The 24,920-nt window shown below is 69.5% G+C and carries 24 protein-coding genes; 4 read left to right on the top strand and 20 right to left on the bottom strand.

What is annotated here, in order from left to right:
* Positions 1-72: 72 nt before the first annotated feature.
* Positions 73-642, top strand: a complete 570-nt coding sequence (locus ACQP2E_RS10470) for a TetR/AcrR family transcriptional regulator (protein ID WP_433830294.1) — start codon at positions 73-75, stop codon at positions 640-642.
* Here the strand turns inward: ACQP2E_RS10470 and ACQP2E_RS10465 are convergent.
* Genes ACQP2E_RS10465 through ACQP2E_RS10450 form a run of 4 tightly spaced genes read right to left on the bottom strand, consistent with a single transcriptional unit; the run spans position 637 to position 3,053 of the window.
* The gene (locus ACQP2E_RS10465) at positions 637-1,098 is read right to left on the bottom strand and encodes a SitI3 family protein (protein ID WP_433830292.1); all 462 of its coding nucleotides are present in this window, start codon (positions 1,096-1,098) and stop codon (positions 637-639) included. The genes ACQP2E_RS10470 and ACQP2E_RS10465 overlap by 6 nt on opposite strands.
* Before the next feature lie 8 nt (positions 1,099-1,106).
* Positions 1,107-2,396 carry a hypothetical protein gene (locus ACQP2E_RS10460; RefSeq protein ID WP_433830290.1) on the bottom strand — a complete coding sequence of 430 codons (1,290 nt, stop codon included), beginning with the start codon at positions 2,394-2,396 and terminating at the stop codon, positions 1,107-1,109.
* Positions 2,393-2,695 carry a type VII secretion target gene (locus tag ACQP2E_RS10455; protein ID WP_433830288.1) on the bottom strand — a complete coding sequence of 101 codons (303 nt, stop codon included), beginning with the start codon at positions 2,693-2,695 and terminating at the stop codon, positions 2,393-2,395. Before ACQP2E_RS10455 ends, ACQP2E_RS10460 begins: the two co-directional genes overlap by 4 nt.
* Positions 2,688-3,053, bottom strand: coding sequence for a YbaB/EbfC family nucleoid-associated protein (locus tag ACQP2E_RS10450; RefSeq protein ID WP_433830286.1), 366 nt, complete (start codon positions 3,051-3,053; stop codon positions 2,688-2,690). The genes ACQP2E_RS10455 and ACQP2E_RS10450 overlap by 8 nt, the downstream gene beginning before the upstream one ends.
* Positions 3,054-3,122: 69 nt before the next feature.
* Here ACQP2E_RS10450 and ACQP2E_RS10445 point away from each other — a divergent pair, with 69 nt between their 5' ends.
* Complete coding sequence (locus tag ACQP2E_RS10445; protein ID WP_433833878.1) at positions 3,123-4,280, top strand: lycopene cyclase family protein; 1,158 nt, start codon at positions 3,123-3,125, stop codon at positions 4,278-4,280.
* Here the strand turns inward: ACQP2E_RS10445 and ACQP2E_RS10440 are convergent.
* On the bottom strand, positions 4,269-4,580 hold the full coding sequence (locus ACQP2E_RS10440) for a hypothetical protein (RefSeq protein ID WP_433830284.1): 312 nt from the start codon (positions 4,578-4,580) through the stop codon (positions 4,269-4,271). The two genes, ACQP2E_RS10445 and ACQP2E_RS10440, sit on opposite strands and share 12 nt — an antisense overlap.
* Before the next feature lie 21 nt (positions 4,581-4,601).
* Complete coding sequence (locus ACQP2E_RS10435) at positions 4,602-5,393, bottom strand: hypothetical protein (RefSeq protein WP_433830282.1); 792 nt, start codon at positions 5,391-5,393, stop codon at positions 4,602-4,604.
* 382 nt (positions 5,394-5,775) lie between these two features.
* Between ACQP2E_RS10435 and ACQP2E_RS10430 the strand changes: the two genes are divergently transcribed.
* A complete protein-coding gene (locus ACQP2E_RS10430; RefSeq protein ID WP_433830280.1) occupies positions 5,776-5,988 on the top strand; it encodes a hypothetical protein in 213 nt (70 codons plus the stop codon).
* 28 nt (positions 5,989-6,016) lie between these two features.
* Here ACQP2E_RS10430 and ACQP2E_RS10425 read toward each other — a convergent pair whose 3' ends face one another.
* On the bottom strand, positions 6,017-9,025 hold the full coding sequence (locus tag ACQP2E_RS10425) for a BTAD domain-containing putative transcriptional regulator (protein WP_433830278.1): 3,009 nt from the start codon (positions 9,023-9,025) through the stop codon (positions 6,017-6,019).
* Positions 9,026-9,156: 131 nt separating this feature from the next.
* Between ACQP2E_RS10425 and ACQP2E_RS10420 the strand changes: the two genes are divergently transcribed.
* Entirely contained in the window at positions 9,157-9,849 is a 693-nt protein-coding gene (locus tag ACQP2E_RS10420; protein ID WP_433830276.1) for a hypothetical protein, read from the top strand.
* Positions 9,850-9,903: 54 nt separating this feature from the next.
* On the opposite strand, the gene ACQP2E_RS10415 is transcribed toward ACQP2E_RS10420, so the two are convergent.
* The 13 genes from ACQP2E_RS10415 to ACQP2E_RS10355 all read right to left on the bottom strand — a co-directional run bounded on the left by ACQP2E_RS10415 (position 9,904) and on the right by ACQP2E_RS10355 (position 24,610).
* Complete coding sequence (locus ACQP2E_RS10415) at positions 9,904-11,193, bottom strand: alpha/beta hydrolase (RefSeq protein ID WP_433830274.1); 1,290 nt, start codon at positions 11,191-11,193, stop codon at positions 9,904-9,906.
* A 57-nt stretch (positions 11,194-11,250) separates the two neighbouring features.
* Positions 11,251-12,066 carry a phosphate ABC transporter ATP-binding protein gene (locus tag ACQP2E_RS10410; RefSeq protein ID WP_433830272.1) on the bottom strand — a complete coding sequence of 272 codons (816 nt, stop codon included), beginning with the start codon at positions 12,064-12,066 and terminating at the stop codon, positions 11,251-11,253.
* A gap of 25 nt (positions 12,067-12,091) precedes the next feature.
* Positions 12,092-13,018: a sortase gene (locus tag ACQP2E_RS10405; RefSeq protein ID WP_433830270.1), complete on the bottom strand. Its 927-nt coding sequence runs from the start codon at positions 13,016-13,018 to the stop codon at positions 12,092-12,094.
* A gap of 2 nt (positions 13,019-13,020) precedes the next feature.
* Entirely contained in the window at positions 13,021-13,821 is an 801-nt protein-coding gene (locus tag ACQP2E_RS10400; protein ID WP_433830268.1) for a hypothetical protein, read from the bottom strand.
* A 20-nt stretch (positions 13,822-13,841) separates the two neighbouring features.
* Positions 13,842-14,219: a hypothetical protein gene (locus ACQP2E_RS10395; protein ID WP_433830266.1), complete on the bottom strand. Its 378-nt coding sequence runs from the start codon at positions 14,217-14,219 to the stop codon at positions 13,842-13,844.
* Positions 14,206-15,189, bottom strand: a complete 984-nt coding sequence (locus ACQP2E_RS10390) for a WxL protein peptidoglycan domain-containing protein (protein ID WP_433830264.1) — start codon at positions 15,187-15,189, stop codon at positions 14,206-14,208. The genes ACQP2E_RS10395 and ACQP2E_RS10390 overlap by 14 nt, the downstream gene beginning before the upstream one ends.
* 60 nt (positions 15,190-15,249) lie before the next feature.
* Positions 15,250-16,809: an Ig-like domain repeat protein gene (locus tag ACQP2E_RS10385; RefSeq protein WP_433830262.1), complete on the bottom strand. Its 1,560-nt coding sequence runs from the start codon at positions 16,807-16,809 to the stop codon at positions 15,250-15,252.
* Between the two features lie 21 nt (positions 16,810-16,830).
* Positions 16,831-17,808: a hypothetical protein gene (locus ACQP2E_RS10380; protein WP_433830260.1), complete on the bottom strand. Its 978-nt coding sequence runs from the start codon at positions 17,806-17,808 to the stop codon at positions 16,831-16,833.
* A 122-nt stretch (positions 17,809-17,930) separates the two neighbouring features.
* Positions 17,931-20,450, bottom strand: a complete 2,520-nt coding sequence (locus tag ACQP2E_RS10375) for a hypothetical protein (protein ID WP_433830258.1) — start codon at positions 20,448-20,450, stop codon at positions 17,931-17,933.
* Entirely contained in the window at positions 20,447-22,174 is a 1,728-nt protein-coding gene (gene pstS, locus ACQP2E_RS10370; RefSeq protein WP_433830256.1) for a phosphate ABC transporter substrate-binding protein PstS, read from the bottom strand. Before pstS ends, ACQP2E_RS10375 begins: the two co-directional genes overlap by 4 nt.
* Positions 22,171-23,346 (bottom strand): phosphate ABC transporter permease PstA, encoded by a 1,176-nt coding sequence (gene pstA, locus ACQP2E_RS10365; RefSeq protein WP_433830254.1) that lies wholly within the window; start codon positions 23,344-23,346, stop codon positions 22,171-22,173. The genes pstS and pstA overlap by 4 nt, the downstream gene beginning before the upstream one ends.
* Positions 23,346-24,359: a phosphate ABC transporter permease subunit PstC gene (gene pstC, locus ACQP2E_RS10360; protein WP_433830252.1), complete on the bottom strand. Its 1,014-nt coding sequence runs from the start codon at positions 24,357-24,359 to the stop codon at positions 23,346-23,348. Before pstC ends, pstA begins: the two co-directional genes overlap by 1 nt.
* A complete protein-coding gene (locus ACQP2E_RS10355) occupies positions 24,356-24,610 on the bottom strand; it encodes a hypothetical protein (RefSeq protein ID WP_433830250.1) in 255 nt (84 codons plus the stop codon). Before ACQP2E_RS10355 ends, pstC begins: the two co-directional genes overlap by 4 nt.
* Positions 24,611-24,920: the final 310 nt, after the last annotated feature.

Here is a 24,920-nt window from a genome sequence, read left to right as displayed (position 1 = left end):
GGAACCCCGTTCCGTTAACCAACATACGGAACGCTGTTCCGTTTAGCAACCGGCGTGACGGAGGAGACATACGTGGCTGAGGCGAGAAAGCGGGCCGACGCACGCCGCAACGAGCAGACCTTGCTGGAGGCGGCCGCGGCAGCCTTCGTGACGTCCGGGGTGAACGTCCCGGTCCGCGACATCGCCACGACGGCGGGCGTGGGCGTGGGCACGATCTACCGCCACTTCCCGACGCGTGCCGACCTGATCGTCGCCGTCTACCGCCATCAAATCGAGGCATGCGCCGAGGCAGGCCCGCGGCTGCTGGCGACCAGCGAGTCCCCACACTTCGCCCTGGCTCGCTGGATCGACCTGTTCGTCGACTTCCTGGTCACGAAACACGGCCTGGCCGAGGCCTTGCAGTCCGACGACGCGGCTTTCACGTCGCTGCACGGCTTGTTCCTGACACGCCTGCTGCCGGTCTGCGAGGAGTTGCTGGCGGCAGCCCGGGCGTCAGGCGAGATCCGCGTGGAGGTCTCGGGCTATGAGGTCATGCGCGGCGTCGGGAATCTGTGCGCCGGTGTACGCGATGATGAGCGCTACGACGCCCGCCGCCTGGTCAGCCTCCTGATCAAAGGGCTGCGAGGCGAGGGGCGATCATAGGAGCGGCTGCGCCAGCGGGTGGACGGATTGACCGGCGATCAGAGCTGCCACCTCGCCGCCGTCCAGCCACTCCGCCCAGTCGTCGGCGACCGATACGCGGTCCGTCAAACGCTGAATGACGACGACTTCCCCGTTGAAAAGCAGAACGCCGTGGACGTCATATCGATGGAAGAAGGCCAGAACCGCGCCGACCATGACGGCGGTGTTGTGCTCTGTCGTTGCGACATCCGCCTGGTTGCTGAACCGGAATGTCGTCGTGGAGCGGTGTTTGAATCCGAACCAACCCACCGTCGGGTCGTCGTCTTCCTCGGGGACTCGATCGGGCGTCACATACATGCCCTCGCGGAAGGCAGCACCATCGCGGACGACAGCGCTGCCGATGGCCTCCGCGAAGAAGGCCAGCAGTTCACCGGCATCCAGGTCCGCATCACTGCGCAGGTCGTACTCGATCGCCATGGCAGCCTTCACTCTTTGAAGGGATAGAAGGGCACAACTCTTCCGTCCTGCACGACCATAATCTCCTTGAGGCCGGCAATCGGCTTACGCCGAAGCATGTCGGCGACATCGTCGGTGGTCCGCGGCGTGTCATCCATGTAGAGGACGAGACGTTCGGCCTGCTTCGCGACCTTGTCACTCAGTTTGGTTCGAATGTTGTCCAGGCTGTCCGTCTGCGGCGCGTAACAGTCGAAGTATTCTCCCTCGACTTTGTAGTCGGGATTCTTCCGGTTGGGCTTCCCCTCAGGGTTCTGCTCGACGTCGAAGCCCTTCTGTGCGAGCAGGTCCGCCGATTCGTTCTCGCGTCGCAACGGCAGCGCCTTCACCTTGGTGGGGTGCGCTATCGTCCTGTCCCCTCGCGGCTTTCGCGTCGGATCAGGTGGCAGCGAGGGAGCAGTCGGCCCGGCGCCAGCGCCTCCGGAACCCTTGCTGGTGAGTCCGCCAGAACCACCGCCACCAGCAGGTGCAGGATCGGCGGAGTTGTTGAACCGGCCATCGGTCGGGGATTTTCGGGCTAGCTTGGCCAGCTGATCTCTTAGCCACTCGAAGATTCTGCGCAGGTCGTCGGTTTTCGGGAGGAGGCGGCGGAGGCTGGAGAGTAGGCCTCGGATGAAGTGCTGGATTCGGTTGGCCCATTTGGCTACCAGGCTTGCCACCTGGCTCGCCACGAACGGTGTTGCCACCCCGAGCGTCAAGCCCTCCATTGCCAGCCACTGCGGCAGTCTCACCGCCAGCGTTGCCACGAAGTCGGCGATCAGGTCGCGGACTATTTCGCGGACCAGGGCTACCAGCAGGCCCGTACCCTCGACTGCTGAAGCGATCCCGCCTGCCGCGACCCCGACGCCGTCCATCGCCGCCAGCTGCGCGGCGGCGTGCGTGCGGTACGCCTCGGCCGCGTCGCCGGCCCAGGTCGCCGTGTCTGCTTCGATGCCGGCCAGGTAGGACTGCCGGGCCGCCGCCATCGCCGATGGCACCTGTTGCCACTGCGCTGCCTGGGCCGACACCGCTGAGGCGTTGCCGGCCAGCTGGTCCAGGGCCTCGCGCAGCACCGACACGTGCTCCAGCAGCCAGCCGACGCCCCAGCTGACCAGGCTGCCGAGCGGGTCCAGGACCAGGGACAACGCCTCCAGCGAGACGCCTACGCCACCTAGTGACGCGTCGATCCAGCTGCCGTTCTGGATGCCCGAGGCGATCTGGCGGGCGTCGTCGACAAGGCCCAGGCCGGAAACCGGAGCGACGCTGGAGACCGGGGCGGTCACGGTGACCTGATCTCACCGGCCGAGAAATCGTCGGTGCTCTGGAAGGAGCTGACCGCCGATTTCACATTCAGCGCGGTCTCCTGCAACGCCTCGGCGCTGCCGTTCATGGCGACCACGGCCACCTCGAAAACGCCGGACAGGATTGCCGGCAGGAACCCGCACAGCATTCCGTAGGCGCCGGGATCCATCGATACCTGGCTCACTGCGGAGCGGGCCGTGCGTACGGCATCGGCGACCCCCTCGACCGCCGACGCGTGCCGGATGACCGATTCGACCGGCAGATCCACGAATTCAGCCATCTTCTTCTCCGAATCGGCTGGTGAATCCGTCGACCACCGCCCGGCCCGTCTCGGAATCGGCGCCGACGGTGTCCCGGACCTCGTCGGACACCAGCGTGACGAGTGATCGCTGGGCGGACCGCATCACGGCCAGGATCTCCGAGCTCAATTCGTCGGGGCTCAACTCGTACATCTGCGAATCCAGGGAAAGGCTGGTGACCTGGCCGTTCGCGCCCACGGTGACGGTCGCGTAATGGCCTCGCGCCTGCGCGCTGAGCCCAGCCACCCGCTGCGCGAGTTGCGCCGCGCGTGCGGCCTGCGCGTCGATGCGCGCGGTCCAGCTCTCCAGCCACTCGTCGGCCGCATCGATGTCTCTCACTACAGCCACCCCCTTCCCCGTGGCGTACCCGTGGGCCGTGCGCCCGGTTCATCACGGGCGGTGCGTATTCTGAGGCCGGTGGAGGTTGATCTCGCACTTGTCGGGTTCGGCGGCGCCGCGGCGCTGGTGCTGTCGGCGCTGACGACGCCGTTGCGGGTCGCCGTCATTGACCCGGCCGGGATGGACGCGACCGATTCCAAGCGCCGGACCTGGGCTTTCTGGACCGGCGCGACTGATGAGCTCGATCCGGTTCTGGACGCGCAGTGGGCCGGGGTCGATCTTTTCGGGCCGTCCGGGAAGAAGCAGCGGCTCGATCTCAGCCCGATGCGTTACGCCATGGTCCGGTCCGAGCCGATCTTCGCGCTCGCGGCCGACGCGGCCGGCCGTCTCACCACGCACACCGTCGTCGCGAACGTCGGCGATCTCGTTGACAACGGTTCCTCCGTCGACGTCCTCGACGACGGCGGGACCTCGGTTCTCCGGGCGCGCTGGGTGCTCGATTCACGGCCGGTCAAGCCCGCGAGGCCCGGCCGTACCTTCTGGCTTCAGCATTTCCGCGGGTGGTGGGTGCGCTCCGAGACCCCGGTCTTCGATCCGGAGTCGGCCGTTCTGATGGACTTCCGGACTCCGCAGCCGGCTCACGGGGTGTCCTTCGGGTACGTGCTGCCGACCAGTGCGAACACCGCGCTCATCGAGTACACCGAGTTCTCGCCCCGCCGGCTCGGGGATTCTGCCTATGACGTGGCGCTTCGTGCGTACGCAAGGCAGTTGGGGGTGGGGAATGTGATTGTTGACGAGGTTGAGGACGGTGCGATTCCGATGACGGATGCGCCGTTCGAGCGGAGGCCGTCGGCGCGCGTCGTGCGGATCGGGACGGCGGGCGGGGCGACGCGGCCGTCGACGGGGTACACGTTCTCGGCGATGCGGCGGCAGGCCACGCAGATCGCCGAGCTGATCAGAACCGGTCGTGACCCGGTGCCGGATGCCGCCTATCCGCGTCGACATCTGTGGATGGACTCGGTGGCGCTGCACGCGTGGGACAGCGGGCTGGTGTCGGCGCCGGAGTTCTTCGAGCGGTTGTTCCTGCGCAATCCGCCGGATCGGGTGTTGCGGTTCCTGGATGGGCGGACGTCGCCGGCGGAGGAGTTGGCGCTGATGGGGTCGACGCCGCTGGTTCCGATGGCGCGGTCAGCGGTGCGAAATCTCCGGCATCGGTCAGCCGGGTGAGCGCCGCCAGTACGCCTCGGAGAAGCGGACGTAATCGGTCAGATTGACTTCGTGGAGGAATTTCTCCGGATTGTCGGTGACCGGCAGCCAGCTCAGGAATTCCCGCCACCGCTCCAGATCGGCCTCCCACGACTCGATGAACCGCTGACAGAGTCCCGGCTTGATCTCGTAGCTGCGTTCGCGTGCCACCTCCAGGCAGCGGCGGATCTGCTCGTCCGAGTTCGACACGATCAGCAACTCGATGAAGCGCCGGCGGCGATCCAGGATTTCGGCCCAGGACAACCGGCCGGCGATGTCCACCCGTTGTCCCGAATCCAGCAGCTAGAACAATCCCTCGGCCAGGGTGTCGCCGAGTTCCTCGCGCCGGGCTCGTTCCGGATCGGCGAACGGGTCGAATATCCGCTGACTCATCGCACCCGCTCGCGCGACCAGGATCGGCGTGCCGTCGCCGAGCAGGAAGAACCAGTCCTCGTTGTAGATGTTCGGGTTGAACGACGTGGTCTGGCTCGCGTCGACGATCATCGCGCCGCCACCGATGAAGCTCTCCTGCTTCCCGTGTGCCTGGCGGTACGCGTGACACACGACCGAGTTGTCCTCGAAGCCGTGGTTCTCGAGCCCGACAGCCCGATAGTGATCAACCAGTCCGGCCGCGTGGTGCAGCTGCATCGGGTCTTCCACCGCGATGTCGTCGTCGAGAAAAAGCACCCGCCGCCAGCTCGAACCCCGAGCCAGCGCGAGTCCCAGATTTCGTTTGAGGCTGAGGTCGCTGTCACTGCCGAATCCGTTCGCCCGCAGAAGCTGATCGGTGGCGAACCGCGGCAGCGTGCTGGCAAGCGGCCGGTGAACGTCGATGGCCAATACGGCGGCACCGAGTTCCTCGGCCATCTGATGCGCGCTCGCGGCCGATGCGGATCCGCTGCAGAACACGACCACCGGACAGTCGATCAAACGGCCGACCTGCATGACATGACGGAGTGAATCGACCGGCCGCACCGTCGGCACCATGATCGCGTCGAGCCTCGCGAACGGTTTGCCCCATGGCAGTTTCTCGTCGCGCAGCAGGCGGCGGTGAGATCCGTGGTGGAGTTCCGCGGCATCAAGATGGGCTGGCATCGTCCGCTCCGGGATCAACGGGTGGGGAATGGGGCGCGAAGATCTTGACTTTCGCTACGCGTCATAACGAGAGCAGAGCCGATCGGGTTTCGCTTTTCCTCTGCCAAACTGATCAGTCGCCCTGTTACCCGGCTGCGGCATGTCCTCCGTGGTGGGGTTCGCAGGCGTCGACAATCGACACCTGGCCCGGCATGTTCCTATCCCTCCGGCCCGGAGTGCAGGACGGTGTCCGGCGCGGTCCAGTCCGGAGTGGCGGCGCCGCCGCCGGTCAGCACCTGAACCTTGAAGAGCAGACTGTACGTGTCACCGACGAAGTTCTGCGCGAGGTAATCGGCGTTTTTCGGACGGAAGACATCATGCGTGAGTCCCGGGCGCTGATGTAGTGGACGTCGAGGTCGGGATTGACCGCCCGGATGTGCCCATGCAGCTCGATCAGCGAGTCGAGGTCGGCGAGGCGGGACAGCTTGGAGCGGTCCGGATCGAGCGCCGACGGTTTCTCGCCGGGGGCCGGGTCTCGATCGAGCGGCGGGTGCTGAAGGAGGTCAGGATCGCGTCGAGCCGGTCCTGCGGTGGCGGGGTTGGCGTGGCGGTGTAGCACCGGGCTGGTTGAACGGATTCGGTCGCTAGAGCACGTGCTCGACCAGGGCGGCACCGCGCGGGCGAAGGCTTGGCCGGGCGGCGAGTTCGGCCTGGCGCAGGACGATGCGGGTTGCTTGTTCGGGGGGTGCGTTCAGGGCGCTCAGTGTCTGGCGTACCTGGGAGACCGTGCGGCGCAATGCGGCTGGGTCCCGGCGCTGGGTCTCGACCGCGAGCAACAGTCGCATGGCGCGTTCGGCGTACGGTTCGGCGGCCATCGCGCGGCGGGCCAGGTCGGCGGCGGCCGTGGTGTCGCCCTGGGCCAGCCTGCGCTCCCCCAGGGTGAGCGCCGCCTCGGTCAGCTCGGCGAGCAGTGAGTCCGCGGTGGAGTCGGCCGTCGGCAGGTCTGGCAGAGGCTCGCCCCGCCAGAGTCGCAGGGCCGCGGCGAGTGCGCCGTCGACCGCGGCCGGGTCGCCGCGCTGCCGGGCGCGACGTGCCTCGTCGAGGTGGTCGCGCAGTTCGGCCAGGTCCACGGTGAGTGCCGCCGAGCGGGCCAGCCGGACCCAGGAACGATCGCATCGCAGGTGGTCCGGGCCGAGGGCCTGGCGGAGATAGGTGAGGGTGACGCGCAGGTTCCGGGCGGCCGCGGCCGGGTCCAGGTCGGGCCAGAGCAGGTCCATCAGGCGCTCGCGGTCCATCTCCTCGTGGGCGGCGAGCACGCACAGCAGCTGGCGGACCCGGCGGCGGCGCAGCTCGACCGGTCTGCCGTCGACCACGACCCGCAGCGGTCCGAGCACCTCGACCCGGGCACGTCCCGCCGGCTGCGCCGGAACCTCCGCGAGCAGCCGGCGGGCACCGGCCGCCACAGCCGGTCGCGCCTGAACGAGGAGCAGCGCCTCGTGGGCTCGTCTGCCCAGGTGATCGGCCAGCCACTGCATCAGGCGGCGGCCGAAGGCCAGGCCGGCCGCAGTCGCGTGCGCGGCCAGCTCCACCGACCAGGGCAGCGGCAACGCGATCAGCACGGTCTCCGGTGTGACGTCGCCGGTCGACGTCAGGCGGCCGGCCCGGCCCGCCAGCAGCAGGCGAGCAGCCTCCCGGACCCGTTGATGCGCCGGACCCAGCGGCTCCGCGTCCCACAGTTCTCGCGCCTGTGGTGAGAGCACATACGCGTACCCGAGAAAGCGCCGCAAATGCACCTGGGCGACCGGATCGTCGAGGGGGTGATCGGCGATGAAATCGGCGATCTCGGCGGTGGCAGCCTGTTCGTCGCCGTCGAGTACGGCGCGGGCCGCGGAGGCGGTGGCCAGCATCGCGGCGTCCCGGGTGTCCGCGCCGAGGCCGCTCGCGTCCAGCTGGGCCGACACGTGATCGAGGGCGGGCCGGTCGCCGAGGGAGGCGGCGACGACGGCCGCGAAGGCCAGGAAGTTGACGCGGTACCTGTCGTTGGCGTCGGATTCGGGCAGGTGAGCGGGGTGGCTCGCGTCGTGGGCGGAGGGCAGCAGGTCGCGGGGGTCGCCGGCCATCCAGCGGGCGAACTGCGGCATCCGGCGGACGTGGGCGTAGGGCGAGTTCGCCAGGTACGTCTGGGCGATCACGGCGGCCTCGTCGGCGCGTCCGGCAAGCAGCAGGAGATAGACGTGGAACCGTACGATGATCTTGCCGGGCTGTTGATCCACATCGTCCGGTGGCAAGTCTTCGAGCAGCGCCAACGCGTCGTCGATCGAGCCCATCAGCTCGAAGATCGCGCCGCGCACCCCGGCCATCAGCAGCCGGAGCGTGGGTTCGCGCTCCGCGCCGGCCAGGTCGAGGGACTCCTGGAAGAGCGCGCCGAGCCGGTTCTCGTCGCCCCGGGCGTGCGCGGCGATCGTCGCGAGGCTCAACGCGACCGTCTTCACCCGCGGATCCTCGTGATTCAGCGCCATGTCGTCGACGAACGCGTCGTCAGCGCGCGACGCGTAGCGCGTGGCAGCGGTCAGCAACCGCAACCCTGGCCGGTCGTGCATGACCTCCGGCACGGCGGCGAGCCATCGCACCCCGGTGTCCTGCGGAAACGTCGCCAGCGTCGACGCGACGAGCACCACCGACGCGCGGTCCAGCAGCGCCACGTCACCGGCCGCGATCGCGATGCTGCCGGCGCGCAGGGCGTCACCGCGTTCCAGCAGCAGGTCGGCGGCGCGGGCCCGGACCGACGCGACCTGGTCGGCGGGCATCAGCCTGACCAGGGCATCGTTCCACAGCGGATGGGCGCGGAACTCCCCCGCACCGAACCGGGACACCAGCGGAATCCGATCGAGCTCCAGCGGCACCGGCGCGAGCGAGCCCAGCGTGGCGGTGTCGGCCGAGCCGAGGACCGCGAGGCACAGCAGCGCGTCCCGATCACCCGGGGAGAGGGCGCTGATCACCTCCTCCCACAGGTAGTCGCGGGCAACTCCGGCCGGGGCGGCCAGGGTGAGGCGTACCAGGGCCGGCCATCCGCCGAGCCCGGCGACGTCGGCGGCGGGACGTTCGGCGTGCCGGGCTGCCTGATCGAGCTCGCCCGCGTCGAACGCGAGGTCGGCTTCGAGAACGCCGTCGAGAAGGTCGGCGGCGTGCAGGCGTGCCGACGGCAGTCGCCTGCCGCTCAGCACCAGATGCGCGCCGATCGGCAGGCCGGCCACCAGGTCGGTGATCAGGCGCTGCCCGGACGACCCGGGCGGGATCTCGTGGCAGTCGTCGAGGATGAGGCACGTCTCGATCGGCGACGCGGACCGCAGCGCCTCCAGCACCGCGTCGAGCGGGCTGACCGCCGGGGTGTCGACGGCGAACGCGCGGCAGATCGCGGCGGACAGCCGGCGGGCGTCCTCGTCGCCGGGTTCGCAGGTCACCCACGCCTCCAGGCCGCGCGGATCGGCGGCGTGCAGGCGGGTCGCCTGGGCCAGCGCGGTGGATTTGCCGAATCCGGGACCGGCCACGACGGTGGTGACCGGCACGTCCCAGCGCGCGGCGAGGCGGTCGATCAGGCGGGTACGCAGGATCTCGCCGCTGATCGCCCGTGGTGGCCCGCCGGGAAGTCGCACTCACCCATCAGGCATCCAGCAGGTGCCGCAGGACAACGGACGAGTCGCTTAGGCGACTGACGGGTCCGTGGCTAACGGACCGCTAACGGCGGCCCGCGAAGCTCGGCGCAGCCCATCAACAGGAGGTTGAAATGTCCGAGTCACGCGTCGCCAAGCACACCTTCGTCCACAACGGCGAGAGGTACTTCCGGGACAAGTCGGAAGACATCGTGATGTGCTCCTACGGCGAGAAAGAGGACCCGCTGGGTACGAAGGCCAGCCTGAACGTCACCGATCACGTCGACCGGGCGCTGCTCAAGGGCCGGGTCCATTACGTCACGACCGCGGACGTGGTGTGGGAGCGCCAGGCCAAGGCCGAGGTCGAGGCCGACGCCGGCCTGAAGTACTTCACCGCCGCCGCGTCGGGGACGGCGTCGTTCTCGTACGAGCGCGCCAAGTCGGCGAAGCTCAAGCTCGCCAAGTTCGTGATCGACGAGGGGCCGCTGCAGGAGCTGTTGAACAAGGACGCCGTGAAGGCGCGGAAGTTCCTCGCGCAGGAGGGCGGTGACGGCCGGATCGTCTCGACGATCTGGGTGGTCGTCGAGGCCGTGATCGCCGAGTCGTTCGCGGCGGCCGGCAAGTCCACCGGCGCGATCGAGGCCGAGGTGCTGTCCGCGACCAAGATGCGGCTCACCGTGAAGAAGTCGGGCAGTGCCAGCGGCAGCACGACGATCATCTGGGAGCCGGGCACCACGTTCGCGTACCTGATGCACAAGGTCGGCAAGTGGAACAAGGGCAAGACCCACGTCGAGGAACTGGTCATCGACGCCAAGGGCCTCAACTGATCAACCCGGCCGCGCTGTGCCGCCGAGGGCACAGCGCGGCCGGTCAGGGGAACGTCAGTTGTCGTCGATCTCGATGCTCACCCGGTGCTCGCTGGATCTCCAGGCGGGCACCGGCAGATAGGTGTATCCGTCGCCGCGGGACTTCGCGACGATCGAGACGGTCCGGCCGGCCGGGATGTAGTAATCGATTCCGGTCATGAAGGTGATGGCGAAGAACTCCGGCAGCGGCGCGGTCAGATCGGTGACCGCGTCGCTGCCGTTGTCGAACGCGAAGATGCCGATGACCCGCTTGGTCCGGGGCGCGTTGGCACCGTTCAGGATGTTGTGGCCGTTCACGAACAGGCTGTCGCCCTCGGCACCCCACCACTCCTTCTGGCGCTGGAACGTCAGGGCCGTGTGCCGTTCGCTGATGTCCACCAGGGCGCCGATGCCCTCGCCCGGGTTGCTGGTGAGCAGGCGTACGAAGGTGTCGGTGCGCTGGAACGGCTCGAAGTAGAAGTGGTGCACCGCCTGGCCGGGACGGACCAGGGCGAGTTCGTACCGTGCCCGGGGGTTGACCGGGATCGGCGCGAAGACGCCGTCGGCGCCGACCTCCCGCACGTGCGCGGGTCGCTTCGACAGGCGGCTGCCGTTCAACGGATGGAGTGGGTACGCCTCAACGGTCGCGCCCGCCACACCGGCGTTGCTCGGGAACAGGACGGCCCGGCCGGAGATCTGCGGATGCCGATCGGCAGTGATTTTCACGGTACGCGGATCGCGGCCGGTGAAGAACCGGTAGAACGCCCGGAACGTCTCCACGGACGAGACGGTCTGGGTGTGTGACTGGTCCGGCAGCGCGACGTTGGTGGCGCCGGTGACGGCCCGGGCCGGGTCGCCCTCACCCCAGATCGCCAGGGTGGGCACCCCGCCGGGCAGCGCGGTGGCGGTACGCCCGTCGAGGTTGACGTAGTGGGCGACCCGGGCGGCCCGCGCCGGCGAGCTGTTCAGATAGCCCTGGATCACGAAGGTGCCCAGCGAGTGCGCCAGCAGGTCGACCCGGTCGGCGCCGGACGCGGCGAGCAGCCGATCGATGCGGGCGTCGAGGCCGGCGTAGATCTGCGGCAGGATCGTGGCCACGTTCGGCGAGTCGTACTCGTGTGCCTCGATGAATCGTGCCGGGTACCCGTTGCTGGCCAGGCGTTTGGCCTGGGTACGGAACTGCATGGCGGAGCCGGCGCTGCCGTGGACGAAGACGACCGGCCTCGGCTCCTCCTTGACCGACGCAACGGCAGGTGCGGACAGGCTCCCGGCGCCGAGGACGACACCGGTGAGCAGGGCGAACAGTTTTCGGCGGGGTATCAACACTGACCCTCCCGATTGATGACGGTGGTTATCGCACTCTAGGTGCAAAAACCACCGGCGTCACCCGAAGCGGCCGTTCACGTAATCAGCCGTCCGCGGGTCGACAGGCGCGCCGAACATCTGGGTCGTGTCGCCGGCCTCGACGATGTGCCCGGGCGTGCCCTGCTCGGCCAGGAAGAACGCGCACTGCTGGGACACCCGGGCGGCCTGCTGCATGTTGTGGGTGACGATCACGATGGTGACCTCGGAGGCCAGCTCGGTGATCGTCTCCTCGATGCGGCGGGTCGAGGTCGGGTCGAGCGCCGAGCACGGCTCGTCCATCAGCAGCACCTCGGGCCGCACGGCGAGCGAACGGGCGATGCAGAGCCGCTGCTGCTGGCCGCCGGACAGGGCGCCGCCGGGCTGCCGGAGCCGGTCACGGACCTCTTTCCACAGGCCGGCGCGGCTGAGGCTCTCCTCGACGAGCTGGTCGCGGCCGGACCGGGAGACGCGGGTGCCGGTGAGTTTCAGGCCGGCCACCACGTTGTCGTAGATCGACATGGCCGGGAACGGGTTCGGCTTCTGGAACACCATGCCGATCCGGCGGCGGGCCTCGGTGACCTTCACGGCGGTGTCGTAGATGTCGGCGCCGTCGAGGCGTACCTCGCCGGCGAGCGAGGCGCTGGGCACCAGCTCGTGCATCCGGTTCAGGATCCGCAGGAACGTGGACTTGCCGCAGCCGGAGGGGCCGATCAGCGCCGTCACCATGCGCGCGGGCATGGCGAGCGAGACCCGGTCGAGGACCTTGCGATCGCCGAACCAGGCGGAGATCGCGTGCGCTTCGAGGGCCGGTGCGCCGAAATCCGAGGGTTGCGGCATGAGGGCTGTTTCGGTCATCGATATCTCCAGGCGTCGCAAAGCGTCAGAGCAGGTTCGGTAGCAGGCGGGCGGCTTCGCCCGCCACGAGAAGACCAAGAAGACCGAGTACGGGAAGACCGATCAGCCACGCGTGCCAGGGGCTCAGGCGCTGCCGGATCCACGCGACACCGAGACTCGCCGCGACCAGCAGCTGACCCCAGAGCACCAGCGGGACCAGTGCGATCGGGTCGATCGCCATGACCTGCTCCGGCTTCGGCAGCAGCTGCGACGAAACCGCGAGCGGTGGCGTCTGCTGCACAGTGGATTTCAGGTCGGCGTCGACACGCAGCACGTCGCTGGGCAGGTACGCGCCACCGTCGGCAGTCGTCAGCGTGAGCCGGCCCGCCCCGGCGGCCGGGGCAGGCGGCTGGGGTTCGCCGGCCCGGCGTACGCCGATCACCTCGTACACGTGCTCGCCCTGACCGGTGATGACGGTGATCCGGTCGCCGCCGGCCAGCTCGGTGATGCGCGCGAACGGTCCGCCGTACGCGGCCCGGCGGCCCATCAGGACGCTGACACCGGCCTGGCCGGGCAGGACCGTGTCCCGCCGGTGACCGGGCCCGTCGGCGAGCACGTTGCCGGCGGTGCCCTCGAAGACGATCTCGTTCACGTCGATGGCGGGGATGTCGAGGATCGCGATCGCGGTTCCGGAGGCGAGCGCGTTGCCGTCCGCGTCGACGTGCGTGATCGGTGCGGTCGCCAGGGCCAGCTCGGACCGGAAGCTGGCGTAGGCGACCTTCTGCGCGCGGTCGTGACTGAGTGCCCCGAGGACGGTGAGCTGGGCGGCGAATCCGAGCAGGGCGGCCGCGAGGATGGTCAGGGCGGTGCCGGTCAGGCGTACCGGAAAAGAACCTGGAAGCGGACCGGAGGGCTCGCGCCGCGGAGGTTTCTGCGGTGGCGCCGGCGTGGCCGGCGCCACCGGGGCGGTCATCGTCACCATGGGGTGGTGTCCGGTGCGCGGCGGCCGAGGGCGACGAGCATGAAGCCGCCGACCAGGAGCATGATGCCGACCATCATGATGCTGCCGGCCGGCGGTCCGGTGACCGGCAAGGCGGCCGCGACCGGCGCCGGGGTGAAGGTGGCGTCCGGGCTGGTGGTGTTCGCGGTGCTCACCGACGGTGCCGGGCTGGGGCTCTCGCTCGCCGGTGCGGACGGGCTGGCCGAGGGCGTCTCGGAGGGATATTCGGACGGAGATTCGGAGGGTTCTGCCGACGGAGACTCGGACGGGCTCACGCTGGCACTCGCGCTCGGGGACGCCGAGGCCGACGGACTGGTTCCGGTGACGAACGTGGTCGGCGTGGTGAACGTGACGCCGCCGGTGAAGCTGGCGAACCGTTCGAGCGAGAAGTCGTCGACGCAGTAGACGGTGACCAGGTAATCGCCGGCGAGGATGGTGGTGCCCAGCTCGGTGGCGGCGTCCTTGAAACTGCTCTCCAGCTGCACGTCGAAGGCCTCGGTGGCGGAGAAGCCGACGTCCTGGGTGGCGGTGATCAGATATCCCTCGGCGAACGCGCCCGGGCCGGTCAGGTACGCGTTGTACCGGTTGCTGGTGACCGGGCAGGGTCCCGAGGTGCGGACCTCGGGGGCCTCCACGTCGGTACCGGTGGCCCGGTCGAAGGTGAGGGTCCCGGGGGTGTCGGCGGCGCTGGCCGGCAGCGCCAGACCGGCCGTCATGGTGGCGGCGCCGAGGATGAGCGCGGCCGAGCCGAGCCAGGCGCGGACGGTGCGGAGCATGCGGTTTCCCTTCCAGGAGGTCACGGACGTCGGCGTCCGAAGCGGCGCCCAGCCTCGAAGGAGAGCAGGACGGTGGCGATGCCGGCGGCGATCCAACCGGTGTTTCCCGGCGTTTCGACGCCCGGCGCAAGCGTCGTGGTGTGGTTGTCGGCCGCGAAGTCCTTCATGGTCTGCGCGAAGTACACGTCGAAAGCGCTGGTCCGGGACAGGCCGGCTGCCGTCGGCGCGGTGACGATCTGCCCGTCGGCCGGGAACCCGTGCCCGCGCGCGACAGCGTGGAAGCTGTCGGCGGGCGCGGGGCAGCCGGCCGAGGTCGTCATCACGATCGCGGCGGTGTCGATGCTGGCCGCCGGGGTGAACCCCAAAGTCCCGGCCAGGGCCAGCTCAGCCAGCAGCATGGCTGGTCCGGCGGCGGCGCCGCAGATAGAGGCCGCCGGTGACCAGCAGGGCGAGACCGGCCACGATGCCGAGCAGGATCCACGGGACGGCCCAGAAGCCGCGTTCCCGGGTGACAGCGGTGAGAGCCAGTTTCTGGTCGCCGGGCTGGGGCACCGGGTCGGCGTGCACCGCGCCGGTCAGCCACACGGCGGGCAGCGCGCCGTTGATCTCGGCGGTGATGGTGACCTCGTCGCCGGGCAGGATCTCCGGCACGTCGGCGACGCCGGTCGCCTTGCGTTCACCACCCCACAGGGTGCGGACGGTGACCTGCTGGGCGGCGCCGAGGCGGACGTTGCCGGTGTTGCGTACCCGGTAGGTCAGGGTGGTGCGGCCGGAGCGCAGCGGGTTGCCGTTCGGGTGGTACGTCGCGGTCAGCTTCTCGACGGTGAGCCGTGGTTCCAGGGCGCCGCTGATCCGCAGGTAGACCCGGGTGCCGACGCGCTGGTCGACGGCGACCTGGTTGCCCTTGGCGTCCTTCTGGGTGGTGGCGAGCGACGCGACGATGCCGGCGCTGTGGTCGCCGGGAGTGGCGGTCGCCGGGATGGTGAGGGTGAACGGGACGACGACACGGCCACGGGCGGGCACGTCGACCGAGCCGCGCGAGATCTTCAGCCAGGAACCGGCGTCGTCGGACCTGCCGCCGGCGGCGAGCACGTCGAAACCGCCGGTCGGGGTGGTGAAGGCGTCGCTGGCGTACACCTTCAGTCTGATCGGCGCGGTACCGGCGTTGGAGATCTCCACCTGGTCCTGGAACACGCCGCCGGGGGTGGCTGCGTAGGAGAAGGTGGGCCGGTCGTCCGGGGCGTCCTTGCCGGTGGGCCGGACACCGAAGGTGGCCCGGCCGCTGCCGTTGCTGGGGGCTGCGGCGCCGGGAGAGGCCAAGCCCAGGCCGAGAAGGATGCCGAGCACTGCCGAAGCCGCACGCCGCATGGAAACCGTCCTAGCGAAGAAGAGGGGTGCGGGACGGCCCGGAGGCCGCCCCGCGGAACATCAGATGGCGGTGATGGTGAGTGTCGCGGTGTAGGTGCCGGCCACGGTCGTGGTCGGGACCTGCAGCGAGACGTCGGCGTTCACGTGAGCCGTGCCCACGCCCGCACCGGCACCGGCGGTGGCGAGGGTCCGGCTGCTGGCGAGGCCACGGCCGGACGGCGCGGTCGCGCCGGGCGCGATCGCGTCGGCCGGGTCGACCTTGGCGCCCGCGGTGACGGACTGCGACGGCGACTTGTCGAGAACCTTCGGCGACCAACCGAGGTTCGCGGCGTTGATGCCGTGGCTGGAGCCGTCGCTGAAGTCGGAGACCTGGCCGGAGACGTTCCAGCCGAAGTTACCGGCCCGCAGGTCGGTGACGGTCAGGGCGTTGAGGGTGCCGCCGGTGGTGAGCTTGGAGGCGTCGGTGGCAAGCTGCGGGGTGGGCAGCACGACCGGGTTGTTGTTCTCGACGCTGATCGTGAGCGCGCCGCTCTCCACGGTGGTGGAGATGGTCTGCGAGCCGCTGGCGCCCTTGAACGGGGTGACCGTCAGGGACACGTTCGCCGACTCGGAACCGGCGTACTGGGCGGCGCTGGCCGGCACGAAGCGGGCGGTCAGCGAGTGGTCGCCCGCGTCGAGGCTGCTCGTGGTGAAGGTGGCCGAGCCACCCGCGACGGTCACCGGGGCGCCGATGTTCTTGCCGCCGTCGGTGAACTGGACCTTGCCGGCCGCCGTGGACGGGCTGACCGTGGCGGTCAGGGTGACGTCCTTGTACTGCTCGGCCGAGCCCTGCGGGTTGACGACCAGGGCCGTCGTGGTGTTCTGCGCCTGGGCGGCCTCGACCTTGAGGGTGGCGGCCGCCGAGGTGGATCCGCTGACGCCGGCCTTGGTGCTGGTGAACACCGCGGTGATCGGGTGGTCGCCGGCGGCCAGGGCCGCAGTGGTCAGCTCGGCGACGCCGCCGCTCACGGCGACCGCGTCACCGAGGTTGGCCGCGCCGTCCTTGAACTGGACGGTGCCGGTCGCGGTGGCCGGCGCGACGGTCGCCTTGAGGGTGACCGGGGTGCCGGCGGTGACCGTGCCGGACGGGCTGACCGTCAGGCTGGTCGTCGACGACTCGGACTGGTTCGGGTCGGTCGTCTGGTACGCGGTCGGCGAGGTGAACCAGAACGAACCGCTGAACGTGGCGAACTCCTCCAGGGAGAAGTTGTCCACGCAGCTCACGATCAGGTCGTACTTGCCCGCCACGATCGTGGTGCCCAGGTCGGTGGCGACGTCCTTGAAGCTGTTCTCGACCTGGACCGGGAAGCCGGCCGACGTGGAGAAGTTCGGGTCCTGCGTCGGGGTGACGACGACGCCGTCCTCGAAGCCGTTCGGGCCGTACAGCTTGGCCAGGTAGGCGTTCGACTCGGTGGCGCAGCCGGTCGAGGTGATGACCCTCGGCGCGGTCACGTCGGTGCCGGTGGCCGGGTCGGCGGTCCAGGTGCCGTTCGGGCCGGCGGCCTGGGCGGCCGGTGAGCAGATGACGACCGCGGCGGTGGCGGCCAGCGCGGCACCGGCGGCGTAGGTCTTGATCTTCATGGGATCTGTCTCGCCTTCTGGTTACGGGGTCCGCAGGGTGGTGTCGCCACACGAGTTGTGCGGCGCGAAGCCGTACTTCTTGATCGTGTTGGCGTTGGCGCAGACCTTCGACGACGGGCCGACGAAGACCTCGGCGTACGGCGCGGTGGTGAGCTTGCCGGTCGGCACCACGTTGTAGACGTCGCGCGACATGGTGGAGGCGGTGTTCAGCACGGTCGGCGCGATGCCGTCGAGCTGGCCGAGCACGGTCTTGCCGTGCACGTCGGCGACCACGTTGGTGGTCTGCGCCAGGTACATCGCGATCGAGTACGGCGCCACGTGCTTGGCGTCGCTCAGCAGCGTGCCGTTGTTCTCCTGCAACGCCTTGCCGGTCGAGTCGGCCTCGCCGATGCAGGTGTGGCCGGCGGTGCTGGTGAAGTTCGCGGCGTCGGTGAAGCCCAGCGACTTGAGGAAGAAGCTGCGGGTTCCCGAGCCGTACTGCGGCAGCAGCGGCTTGTAGTTGGCGCCGGCCGCGCAGTTGTAGATGGTGGTCAGGTTCGCCTTGGTCAGCTTGCGGGAGATCGCGCTGTCCGAGCGGACCGCGTAGGTGACCGCGTCGACAGCGAACGGTACGTAGGTGAGGTTCTTACCCGCGTACGAAGAGGCGTTGTTGCTGGAGGAACGGGCGAAGTCGAGGCAGCCGTTGTTCGCGTCGATCGACGCGACCAGGGCGGTCACACCGGCACCGGAACCGGCGGGCCGATTGATGGTGCAGCCTTCCTTCGGCGTGATGGAGGTGGAACCGAACGCGTCGTAGGAGCCGATCAGCTTGCTGCCGTCGGTGCCGAGGACGACATCGGACAACCCGTTCATGACGCCCTCGGTGGTGTCCGAGCCGACGCCGGCGAGCTGACGGTAGGTGGGCGTGCCCGAGGGGTCGGCCTGAGCCGGCGAGCCGGCCACGACAAGCGCCGCGACCAACCCGGCCCCGACTGCTGCCAGGATCCGTTTGTTTCGCACTGCGGCTATCCTTTTCTCTGCGATTGCCGGCCGGACTGGCGTCCGGCCGCCGAGGTGCGGCGGCTCGTTACCGCAGCACCCAGCCGTGGCCAGGAGTGACCGCTCCTGGCCACGGACGTTTGTCATCTCCTGGTTCGGGACCGGGAGATGGTTCGGGACCGGGAGATCCTGAGCAAAATCGGTCCCGCCAGGGCGGCCACGGTGCCGACGACGATCGCGGCGACCAGGCCGTACCGCAGGTTGCCGAGCGGGCTGGCGGGGGTGATCCGGGTTTCCGCGACCGGGACGGCAGAGCCGTGACCAGCCGGTTTCGGGGTGGGCACGGCCGCGACCGGCGGCGCGCCGGCGGCCGGCGTGGTGGCGGTGGCACTGGCCGTGGTCGGTGCCGCGGTGGCCGGCGATGTCACGGTGGCGGTCGCCGTCGTGGCCACCACGGCGGCGTTGGTCGTGGTGGTGACCGGCCTGGGTGTCGCGGTGGTGGTGGCCGGCGACGGCAGGGGAACACCGGCCGTCTTGTCGAGGGTCGTCGCCATCTCACGGGTCCGTGCACGCAGGCTGTCCGGCAGCGGCGCATATCCGAACGGCAGGGTGCCCGGCTCGACACCAGGGGTCTGCCCGTTGCCGGCGGCGTATCGCAGCAGGTCGGCGTAGTCCTTGCCGGCCTCTTCGGTGATCGCGGACGGGACGGTCCCGGCGTACAGAACCGAGGTGAGCGGGTACGCGGCGGCGTCGGTTGTCGCCGGGTTCGGTGACAGGACGCCCTCGACGGTCTTCGACTCGGTCATCGCGCCCACCCCGGCGAGGAGGCTGGCCGTGGTGGGCGCGACGAACTCGCCCGCGGCGTTGCGGAGCTTGACCATCGGCAGGCCGTACCGCTCGGCGGTCGCGACGTCGGTGACGGCGAGCACCGAACGCTTGCCGGGAGACTGCGGCGCGCCCTTCTTCCAGCCGATCACCGCGCCGACGTTGTCGCGGGCGGTGGCGTTGCGGACCAGGGTGTCACCGCGGCTGGCCGAGCGGGCCGCGTCGTGCATGTTGTTGGCGTACGGGTGCATGTCGAGCGTGCACCAGTCGAGCAGCTGGCCGGCGTCACTGGCGAGCTTGGTGCAGTACAGATCGCTCTTCGGGAAGGTGGTCTGTGGCCACTTCAGGCCTGAGTAGACCGGGTTGACCTTGGTGCCCCACTTGTCGGGCGTGCCGGTCAGGAACGCTTTCGCCTCGGCATCGGTGAGGATCCACTCCCAGAGCTGGGTGGCCATGTCGGTCTGCCCGACACCCACCAGGGCGTCGCCGAAGGAGAGCGGGAGCAGGTTGCCGCTGGCGTCGTTGTCCTTGTCGTCCGGGATCCAGTCCGGGTTCAGCTCGCGGAACTCCTCGTCGTAGCTGAGCCCGAACGGGTTCTCCGCCACCGGGGCGTGCTTCGCGTCGGCGCCGGCCGGGTAGGTCTGTGTCAGCAGCTTGGCGACCAGGCGCGGGGTGAGCTTGATGTCGGGCAGGCGTTTGCCCTCGTTGAGCTGCTGCTCCGCACTCGCACCGAGGCCGGACTGCCAGTCGATGTTCATCGCGATGGTCAGCCCGGAGACGGCGACCGGCGCGTACAGCTCGGGTCTGGCCGGGTCCGGAGTGGCCGGGCGGTTGACGAAGACGAGGCCCGGGTCGGTCGCGGCGAGCCGGTCGCGGGCCAGCTCGTCGGTGGTCTGCGAGAACCCGAAGACGCGGGTGGTGCCGCTGCCGGCGCAGAGCGCGGGCTGCCAGCGCAGGATCGCCTCGCTGATCGCCTCGGCGCCCACCGTGCGGCGCTCGGCGCTGCCGAGCGGGCAGGCCCGGCCGATCGGCTGGAACTTCAGGGGTACGGCGATGCGATGCGCCCAGTTGGTGGCGCTCAGCGGTGACGAGTCGAGCCAGCGGTGCGGTTTGGCGTCGCCGGTGGTGCCGTCCACCTCGGTGGCGCCGCGCGGGACGACGACCAGCCAGCACGAGCGGCCGGTGCCGTCGGCCAGCAGCTCGCCGCAGCCCAGGCCGGGCGCCTCGGCGAGGGTCTGCACCTCGAAGAACTCCCCGCCGGCGCCGTCACCACCGGTCCGGCCGTACGGGATCTCGTTCGTGGTGGTCGCGTCGAAGTACTCCTTGCCGTCCGAGGTGGTGCCGTCGTAGGAGGTGAACGGCACGAACTGCGGGTCACCCGTCGACGGCATCTTGATCGTTTCGAGGGGGTCGCGCAGGCCGGCCGGGCAGGTCTTCGCCTTCTCGTTCTCGGGCGAGCAGTACGGCGCGTAGGTGACCTGGCGTGATCCGGTCCAGGAGCCGCCGCGGGCGTCGGTGTAGAGCGTGCCGAACTGGCACTGCTCGCGAGCCGGCCCGGTCGCGGCATCACCCCAGCACTGCATGATCTGCAGGTAGTCGGTGTGCACGGCGCTGTCGGCGGTGGGCTTGCCGCCGGTCCAGGTGACGTTGACGACCTGGTTGATCAGGTTGGTGGTCTGCGCGACGGTGACCTTGAGGTCGGCGTACTCGCCGGCTCCGGACACGGTCACCGCGGATCCCGCGGCTGCGGCAGGCTGGGTGTCCTGCAGAAAGACCAGACCCGAGAGTACGGCCAGAGCGGTCGCCAGCACGGCGGCGCTGATGCGTCGTGGTGTCATCGGCGGTCACCGTTTCCGAACCGGTCTCCGCTGTTGAATCGGCGGGCTATCAGCGGCGGGCCGACGGTCAGCCCGACGAGCAGGGCGCAGGCCAGACCGATGAGGACCGTCTTGAGGGTGGGGTCGAGCTGGACGCCGACCGTGACCGGCACGGCCAGGGCGGTGTTGTCACCGGCGAGCTGACCGGTGCCGGCGCCGGCTCCGCCACCGGAGACGACCTGACCGGTGTCCGGGTCGACCACCGGTGCCGCGCCGCCGGCCGGAGTGCCGGTTCCGGTGCCTGTTCCCGTGCCGCCTGTCGGGGATCCGCTGGTCGCGCCGGTGGTCGGGGTGCCGCCTGTCGTCCCGCCACCGCCGGTGGAACCGCCCCCTCCGGTCGATCCGCCGCCGTTGTTGGTCCCGCCTCCGCCGGTGTTGCCTCCACCGCCGGTGGTCGGTGTGTCCTGAGGCGCGCCGCCGGTGCCGGTGCCGCACTGGGTGTTTCCGGCCTTGTCGCAGGCCGGCGGGTACGGGGCCTTCTTCGCAAGGGTGTTGGTGCCGTCCGAGGAGAACGTCGGGTTGTTGCACTTCTTGATGTCGACGGCCTGGCTGTCCACCCCGGGGATCCGCTTGACCTGTTCGAGACCGGCCTTGACCAGGTTGATCGGCAGCGGTGAATACCCGAGATCGTCGGCCTGCTGCTGGCCCTCGCAGAGGAAGTAGTAGGAGAAGTCGCCGAGGGTCTTGCCCTTGCTCTTCTTGAAGCGGGCGTTCTCCTCGTCGACCGGGATCAGCATGTAGCTGTAGCTCGACAGCGGATAGGTACGCGCGTCGTTGTACGTGTAGACCGGCTGCAGATCCTGGGTGAGATAGTCCGGCGAACTCTTGTCCGTGTTGATCTTCGCGGCCATCAGCGCCACCGCGACCGACTGATAGGTCGGCTCGACGTAGAAGTCCTTCGCGTTGCGGATCTTCGCGACCGGGAACTTCAGGTTCCGGGCGTACGAGTACTCGACATACGTGATCGCGCCGACGCTGGAGGGCTGTGCCACGTAACCGGCGACGTTCTGCGACCCGGACTGTGCGGTCATGGCGCTGCCCTGCAACAACGGGTAGATGCTGGTCACGCCGCACGGGTTGGACCGGCCGGCCTTCGCGCAGTACGCGTTCCACACACTCGCGTGCTGGCTGCTCATCCAGGTGGTGAGCTGCGCCGTGGTGCCGGAGCCGTCGGACCGGACCACCGGGACGATCTTGCGGGCCGGCAGCGTGAGACCGGGGTTGTCGGCTTTGATCGCCGGGTCGCTCCAGTTGGTGATCACGTTCGTGAAGATCTTCGCCACCGTGTCACCGGACAGCCGCAGGTTGGTGACCTTCCGGCCGCCGATCTCCAGGTTGTACATGAACGCGGTGCCGCCGGCGACGATCGGCATGTACGCGAACGGGAACTTCGGCCGGGCCTCACTGGCGGCGCCGTCGTCCTTGCCGTACGGGATCTCCGAAACGCCGAAGTCGGTCAGACCACTGGCGAACTGGTTGCGGCCGAAGGTGGAGCCGCCGCCGGAGTAGTCGATGCGCATGCCGTACTGCTGGACGTTGGAGGTCCACTGCTCGATGGCGTTCATGCTCCAGGTGGAGCCGGAGCCGGTGATCGGCACGTAGGCCGCGGATGCCGGCAGTGGGTTGATGGCGAGGATCGCCAGCACCGTCACTGCCGAACAGACGGCACGCAACAGCGTTTTCACGGGTTCTCATCTCCTGGTGCGGGCGTGCGGCGGGCTTCCATCCGTTGGAAGCGGGCGAAGTCCCTGGCCGACGCGCGGGCCCGGGCCCGGCGCTGTCGCGGGGTCAGCTCCTGCGGTCCGCGGCCGCCGACCAGGCGGGCGATGACGAACAACAGCAGGACCAGGACCATCAGCAGGGCGGCGGTGCCGTAACCCCGGGCCACCACATTCGGTTCCGGCGATTTGATCAACATGAAGGTGGCCAGCGGCAGGGAGACCTGCGGATCGTGGAAGGCGTCGGTGTTGAGCGCCTTGGTGTAACCGGCGGTGAGCAGCACCGGCGAGGTCTCGCCGATGCCACGGGCGGTGGCCAGGATGATCGCGGTGGCCAGGCCCGGCCGGGCGGTGGGCAGCACCACTGTCCAGGCGGTACGCCACCGGCTGGAGCCGAGCGCGTACGACGCCTCCTTGAGGTGCCCGGGCACGAGCCGCAGCACCACATCGGCCGCCCGGATCATGATCGGCAGCATCATCACGCTGATCGCCAGGGACGCGGCGAAGCCGGACGGCTCGAAGCCGAAGATCAGCAGGACCGTCGCGTAGATGAACAGCCCGGCGACGATCGACGGCAGGGCCGTCATCGCCTCGACGACGGTACGCACCAGCCGGGGGAACGGGCCGCGCAGCTCGGAGAGGAACAGCGCGCAGAGCAGGCCGACCGGGATCGTGATGAGCAGCGCCAGGCCGATCTGTTCCAGGGTGCCGACCAGGGCGTGCAGGCCGCCGCCCTCGGTGAGCGGGGCGAGCGGGCCGGTGACGCTCAGATCCGCGGTGAAGAAGTTCGGGTGCGCCAGCGCGCTGAAGCCCTTGATCAGCGTGAAGCTGACGACGAAGACCAACGCGACGAGCAGCAGGGCGGCCAGGCCGTGCACGATCGCGGAGACCAGCCGGTCGCGGACCGAGGGCCCGTCGCCGTCGAGCCAGAGCAGGACGGCGTACAGGGCGAGGAAGGCCAGGAACGCGACGACCACGAATCCGAGGGCGCCGGAGAACGGGGCGATCCAGTAGAAGATCAGGGCGGTCAGGCAGACAGCGGCCACGGCGGCGCCGATTGCGGTGAGAACGTCCTCGGACCGCAGAGTCGCGGTGTTTCGGCGTACCTCAGGAATTTGATCTTGATCTGGAACGGTCATCACGCCTCGCTTTCGGCGCCGGAGCGGCTGCGGGCAACGATGATCCCGGCGCCGAAGTTGACGACCAGGGTCATCAGGAACAGCGCGACGCCGGCAGCCATCAGGGCGGAGAGCGCGACCGGGCCGGCCTCGCCGTATCGCAGCGCGATCAGCGCGGAGACCGAGTTGGCGCCGTTCTGCAGAATGTGCGGCTGGATCGAGAAGACCGGCGAGATGATCAGGTAGACCGCGATGGTCTCGCCGAGCGCGCGGCCCAGGCCGAGCATCGTGCCGCCGATCATGCCGCCGCGGCCGAACGGCAGGACCACCGAACGGATCATGCCCCAGCGGGTGGCGCCGAGCGCGAAAGCGCCCTCACGCTCGCCGATCGGCGCCTGCGAGAACGCCTCGCGCATGATCGAGCAGATCACCGGGGCGATCATCATGGCGACGACCATGCCCGCGATGAACGTCGACGAGGTATAGACGGTTTCGGTCGCCAGCGGGTCGCGCGGATCCGAGCCGGTGACCTCGAAGAGCGGGATCCAGGACAGGTAGGTGGCCAGCCAGCGCGCCAGGCCGATGACGTGTCCTTGCAGGAAGGCGAACCCCCAGAGGCCGTAGACGACGCTGGGCACGGCCGCCATCAGGTCGACGAGGCCGATCAGGGCCGGGCGAAGGCCGCGCGGGGCATATTCGGACACGTAAAGAGCCATGCCGATGGCCAGCGGCACCGCGATGCCGATCGCCACCCCGGCGATCAGGACGGTTCCGGTGAGCACCGCGGCGATGCCGAAGTTGCCGGAGTCGGGCTCCCACTTCTCGGTGGTCAAGAACGACCAGCCGGCGATGCTGAGCGCATCGGCTGCCTTGTCGAACAGGAACGCGCCGACAAGCGTCATCAGAAGGAGCACGCCGGCGCCGGCCAGCCGCAGCACGACGCGGTAGGCGCGGTCCGCGCCGCCGGAAGGCCGCAACCTGCGGCGCTGCTCGGCAACCGCGGCCGCGGCCGGCTTGAGGAGCGTGGTGGTCATACCCGGACCCGGACCGGCATTTCGCCGAGCTCGGCGCCGGCCAGCAGGCCGAGCACGACGGCGGCGGCCTGAGCAGCCTGGATGCGGCGCTGGTAATCACGGCTGGCGACCGCGACGACGGCGCCGCCGGCCGCCTCCATCCGCCAGCGCCAGGCGGTGGCGCCGGAGCGCACAATCGTGACACTCAGCTCGGCGGCATGCTGCTGCGTCCAGCGGGCGGCAGCCCGGCAGGAGTCGATGTCAGGGAACATCGTGGGCGCTCGGCCCAGGTCCCGGTTGTTGGTGGTGAGCAGTCGCCAGCTGACAAAGTCGCTCGATCGACTACGGAGAAATCCGAAACGTGCCGCAGCCACAGTTCCGCCTCGTCTGATGGTGGAGACACACGCCGCGCGTGCGATTGCACACGGTTGTGTGCCTCCGTACACAGTCGATACACAGACGGTTAACAGCAGACGCAGCGCAGGCGTCCGAGATCGCGGAAAGGGCCGTTAACGTGCGACTTCCGGCTAGTTGATCTTTAGGGCGGAACCGCCGATCCGCGACATCAGGCCCTGATCCACA

The organism is Actinoplanes sp. CA-015351 (assembly GCF_050955685.1).
In the GTDB taxonomy this organism is placed as follows: Bacteria; Actinomycetota; Actinomycetes; order Mycobacteriales; family Micromonosporaceae; genus Actinoplanes.
This window is presented reverse-complemented; position numbering and strand designations above follow the sequence as displayed.

What these genes read in the sequence shown, in the direction of transcription:
- ACQP2E_RS10420 (WP_433830276.1), top strand. Translation starts at nt 9,157, where the DNA reads ATGTCCGAGTCACGCGTCGCCAAGCACACCTTCGTCCACAACGGCGAG.
- pstC (WP_433830252.1), bottom strand. Translation starts at nt 24,359, where the DNA reads ATGACCACCACGCTCCTCAAGCCGGCCGCGGCCGCGGTTGCCGAGCAG.
- ACQP2E_RS10405 (WP_433830270.1), bottom strand. Translation starts at nt 13,018, where the DNA reads ATGACCGCCCCGGTGGCGCCGGCCACGCCGGCGCCACCGCAGAAACCT.
- ACQP2E_RS10390 (WP_433830264.1), bottom strand. Translation starts at nt 15,189, where the DNA reads ATGCGGCGTGCGGCTTCGGCAGTGCTCGGCATCCTTCTCGGCCTGGGC.
- ACQP2E_RS10455 (WP_433830288.1), bottom strand. Translation starts at nt 2,695, where the DNA reads ATGGCTGAATTCGTGGATCTGCCGGTCGAATCGGTCATCCGGCACGCG.
- ACQP2E_RS10375 (WP_433830258.1), bottom strand. Translation starts at nt 20,450, where the DNA reads ATGACACCACGACGCATCAGCGCCGCCGTGCTGGCGACCGCTCTGGCC.
- ACQP2E_RS10400 (WP_433830268.1), bottom strand. Translation starts at nt 13,821, where the DNA reads ATGCTCCGCACCGTCCGCGCCTGGCTCGGCTCGGCCGCGCTCATCCTC.
- pstA (WP_433830254.1), bottom strand. Translation starts at nt 23,346, where the DNA reads ATGACCGTTCCAGATCAAGATCAAATTCCTGAGGTACGCCGAAACACC.
- ACQP2E_RS10465 (WP_433830292.1), bottom strand. Translation starts at nt 1,098, where the DNA reads ATGGCGATCGAGTACGACCTGCGCAGTGATGCGGACCTGGATGCCGGT.
- ACQP2E_RS10435 (WP_433830282.1), bottom strand. Translation starts at nt 5,393, where the DNA reads ATGCCAGCCCATCTTGATGCCGCGGAACTCCACCACGGATCTCACCGC.
- ACQP2E_RS10395 (WP_433830266.1), bottom strand. Translation starts at nt 14,219, where the DNA reads ATGCTGCTGGCTGAGCTGGCCCTGGCCGGGACTTTGGGGTTCACCCCG.
- ACQP2E_RS10410 (WP_433830272.1), bottom strand. Translation starts at nt 12,066, where the DNA reads ATGACCGAAACAGCCCTCATGCCGCAACCCTCGGATTTCGGCGCACCG.
- ACQP2E_RS10355 (WP_433830250.1), bottom strand. Translation starts at nt 24,610, where the DNA reads ATGTTCCCTGACATCGACTCCTGCCGGGCTGCCGCCCGCTGGACGCAG.
- ACQP2E_RS10385 (WP_433830262.1), bottom strand. Translation starts at nt 16,809, where the DNA reads ATGAAGATCAAGACCTACGCCGCCGGTGCCGCGCTGGCCGCCACCGCC.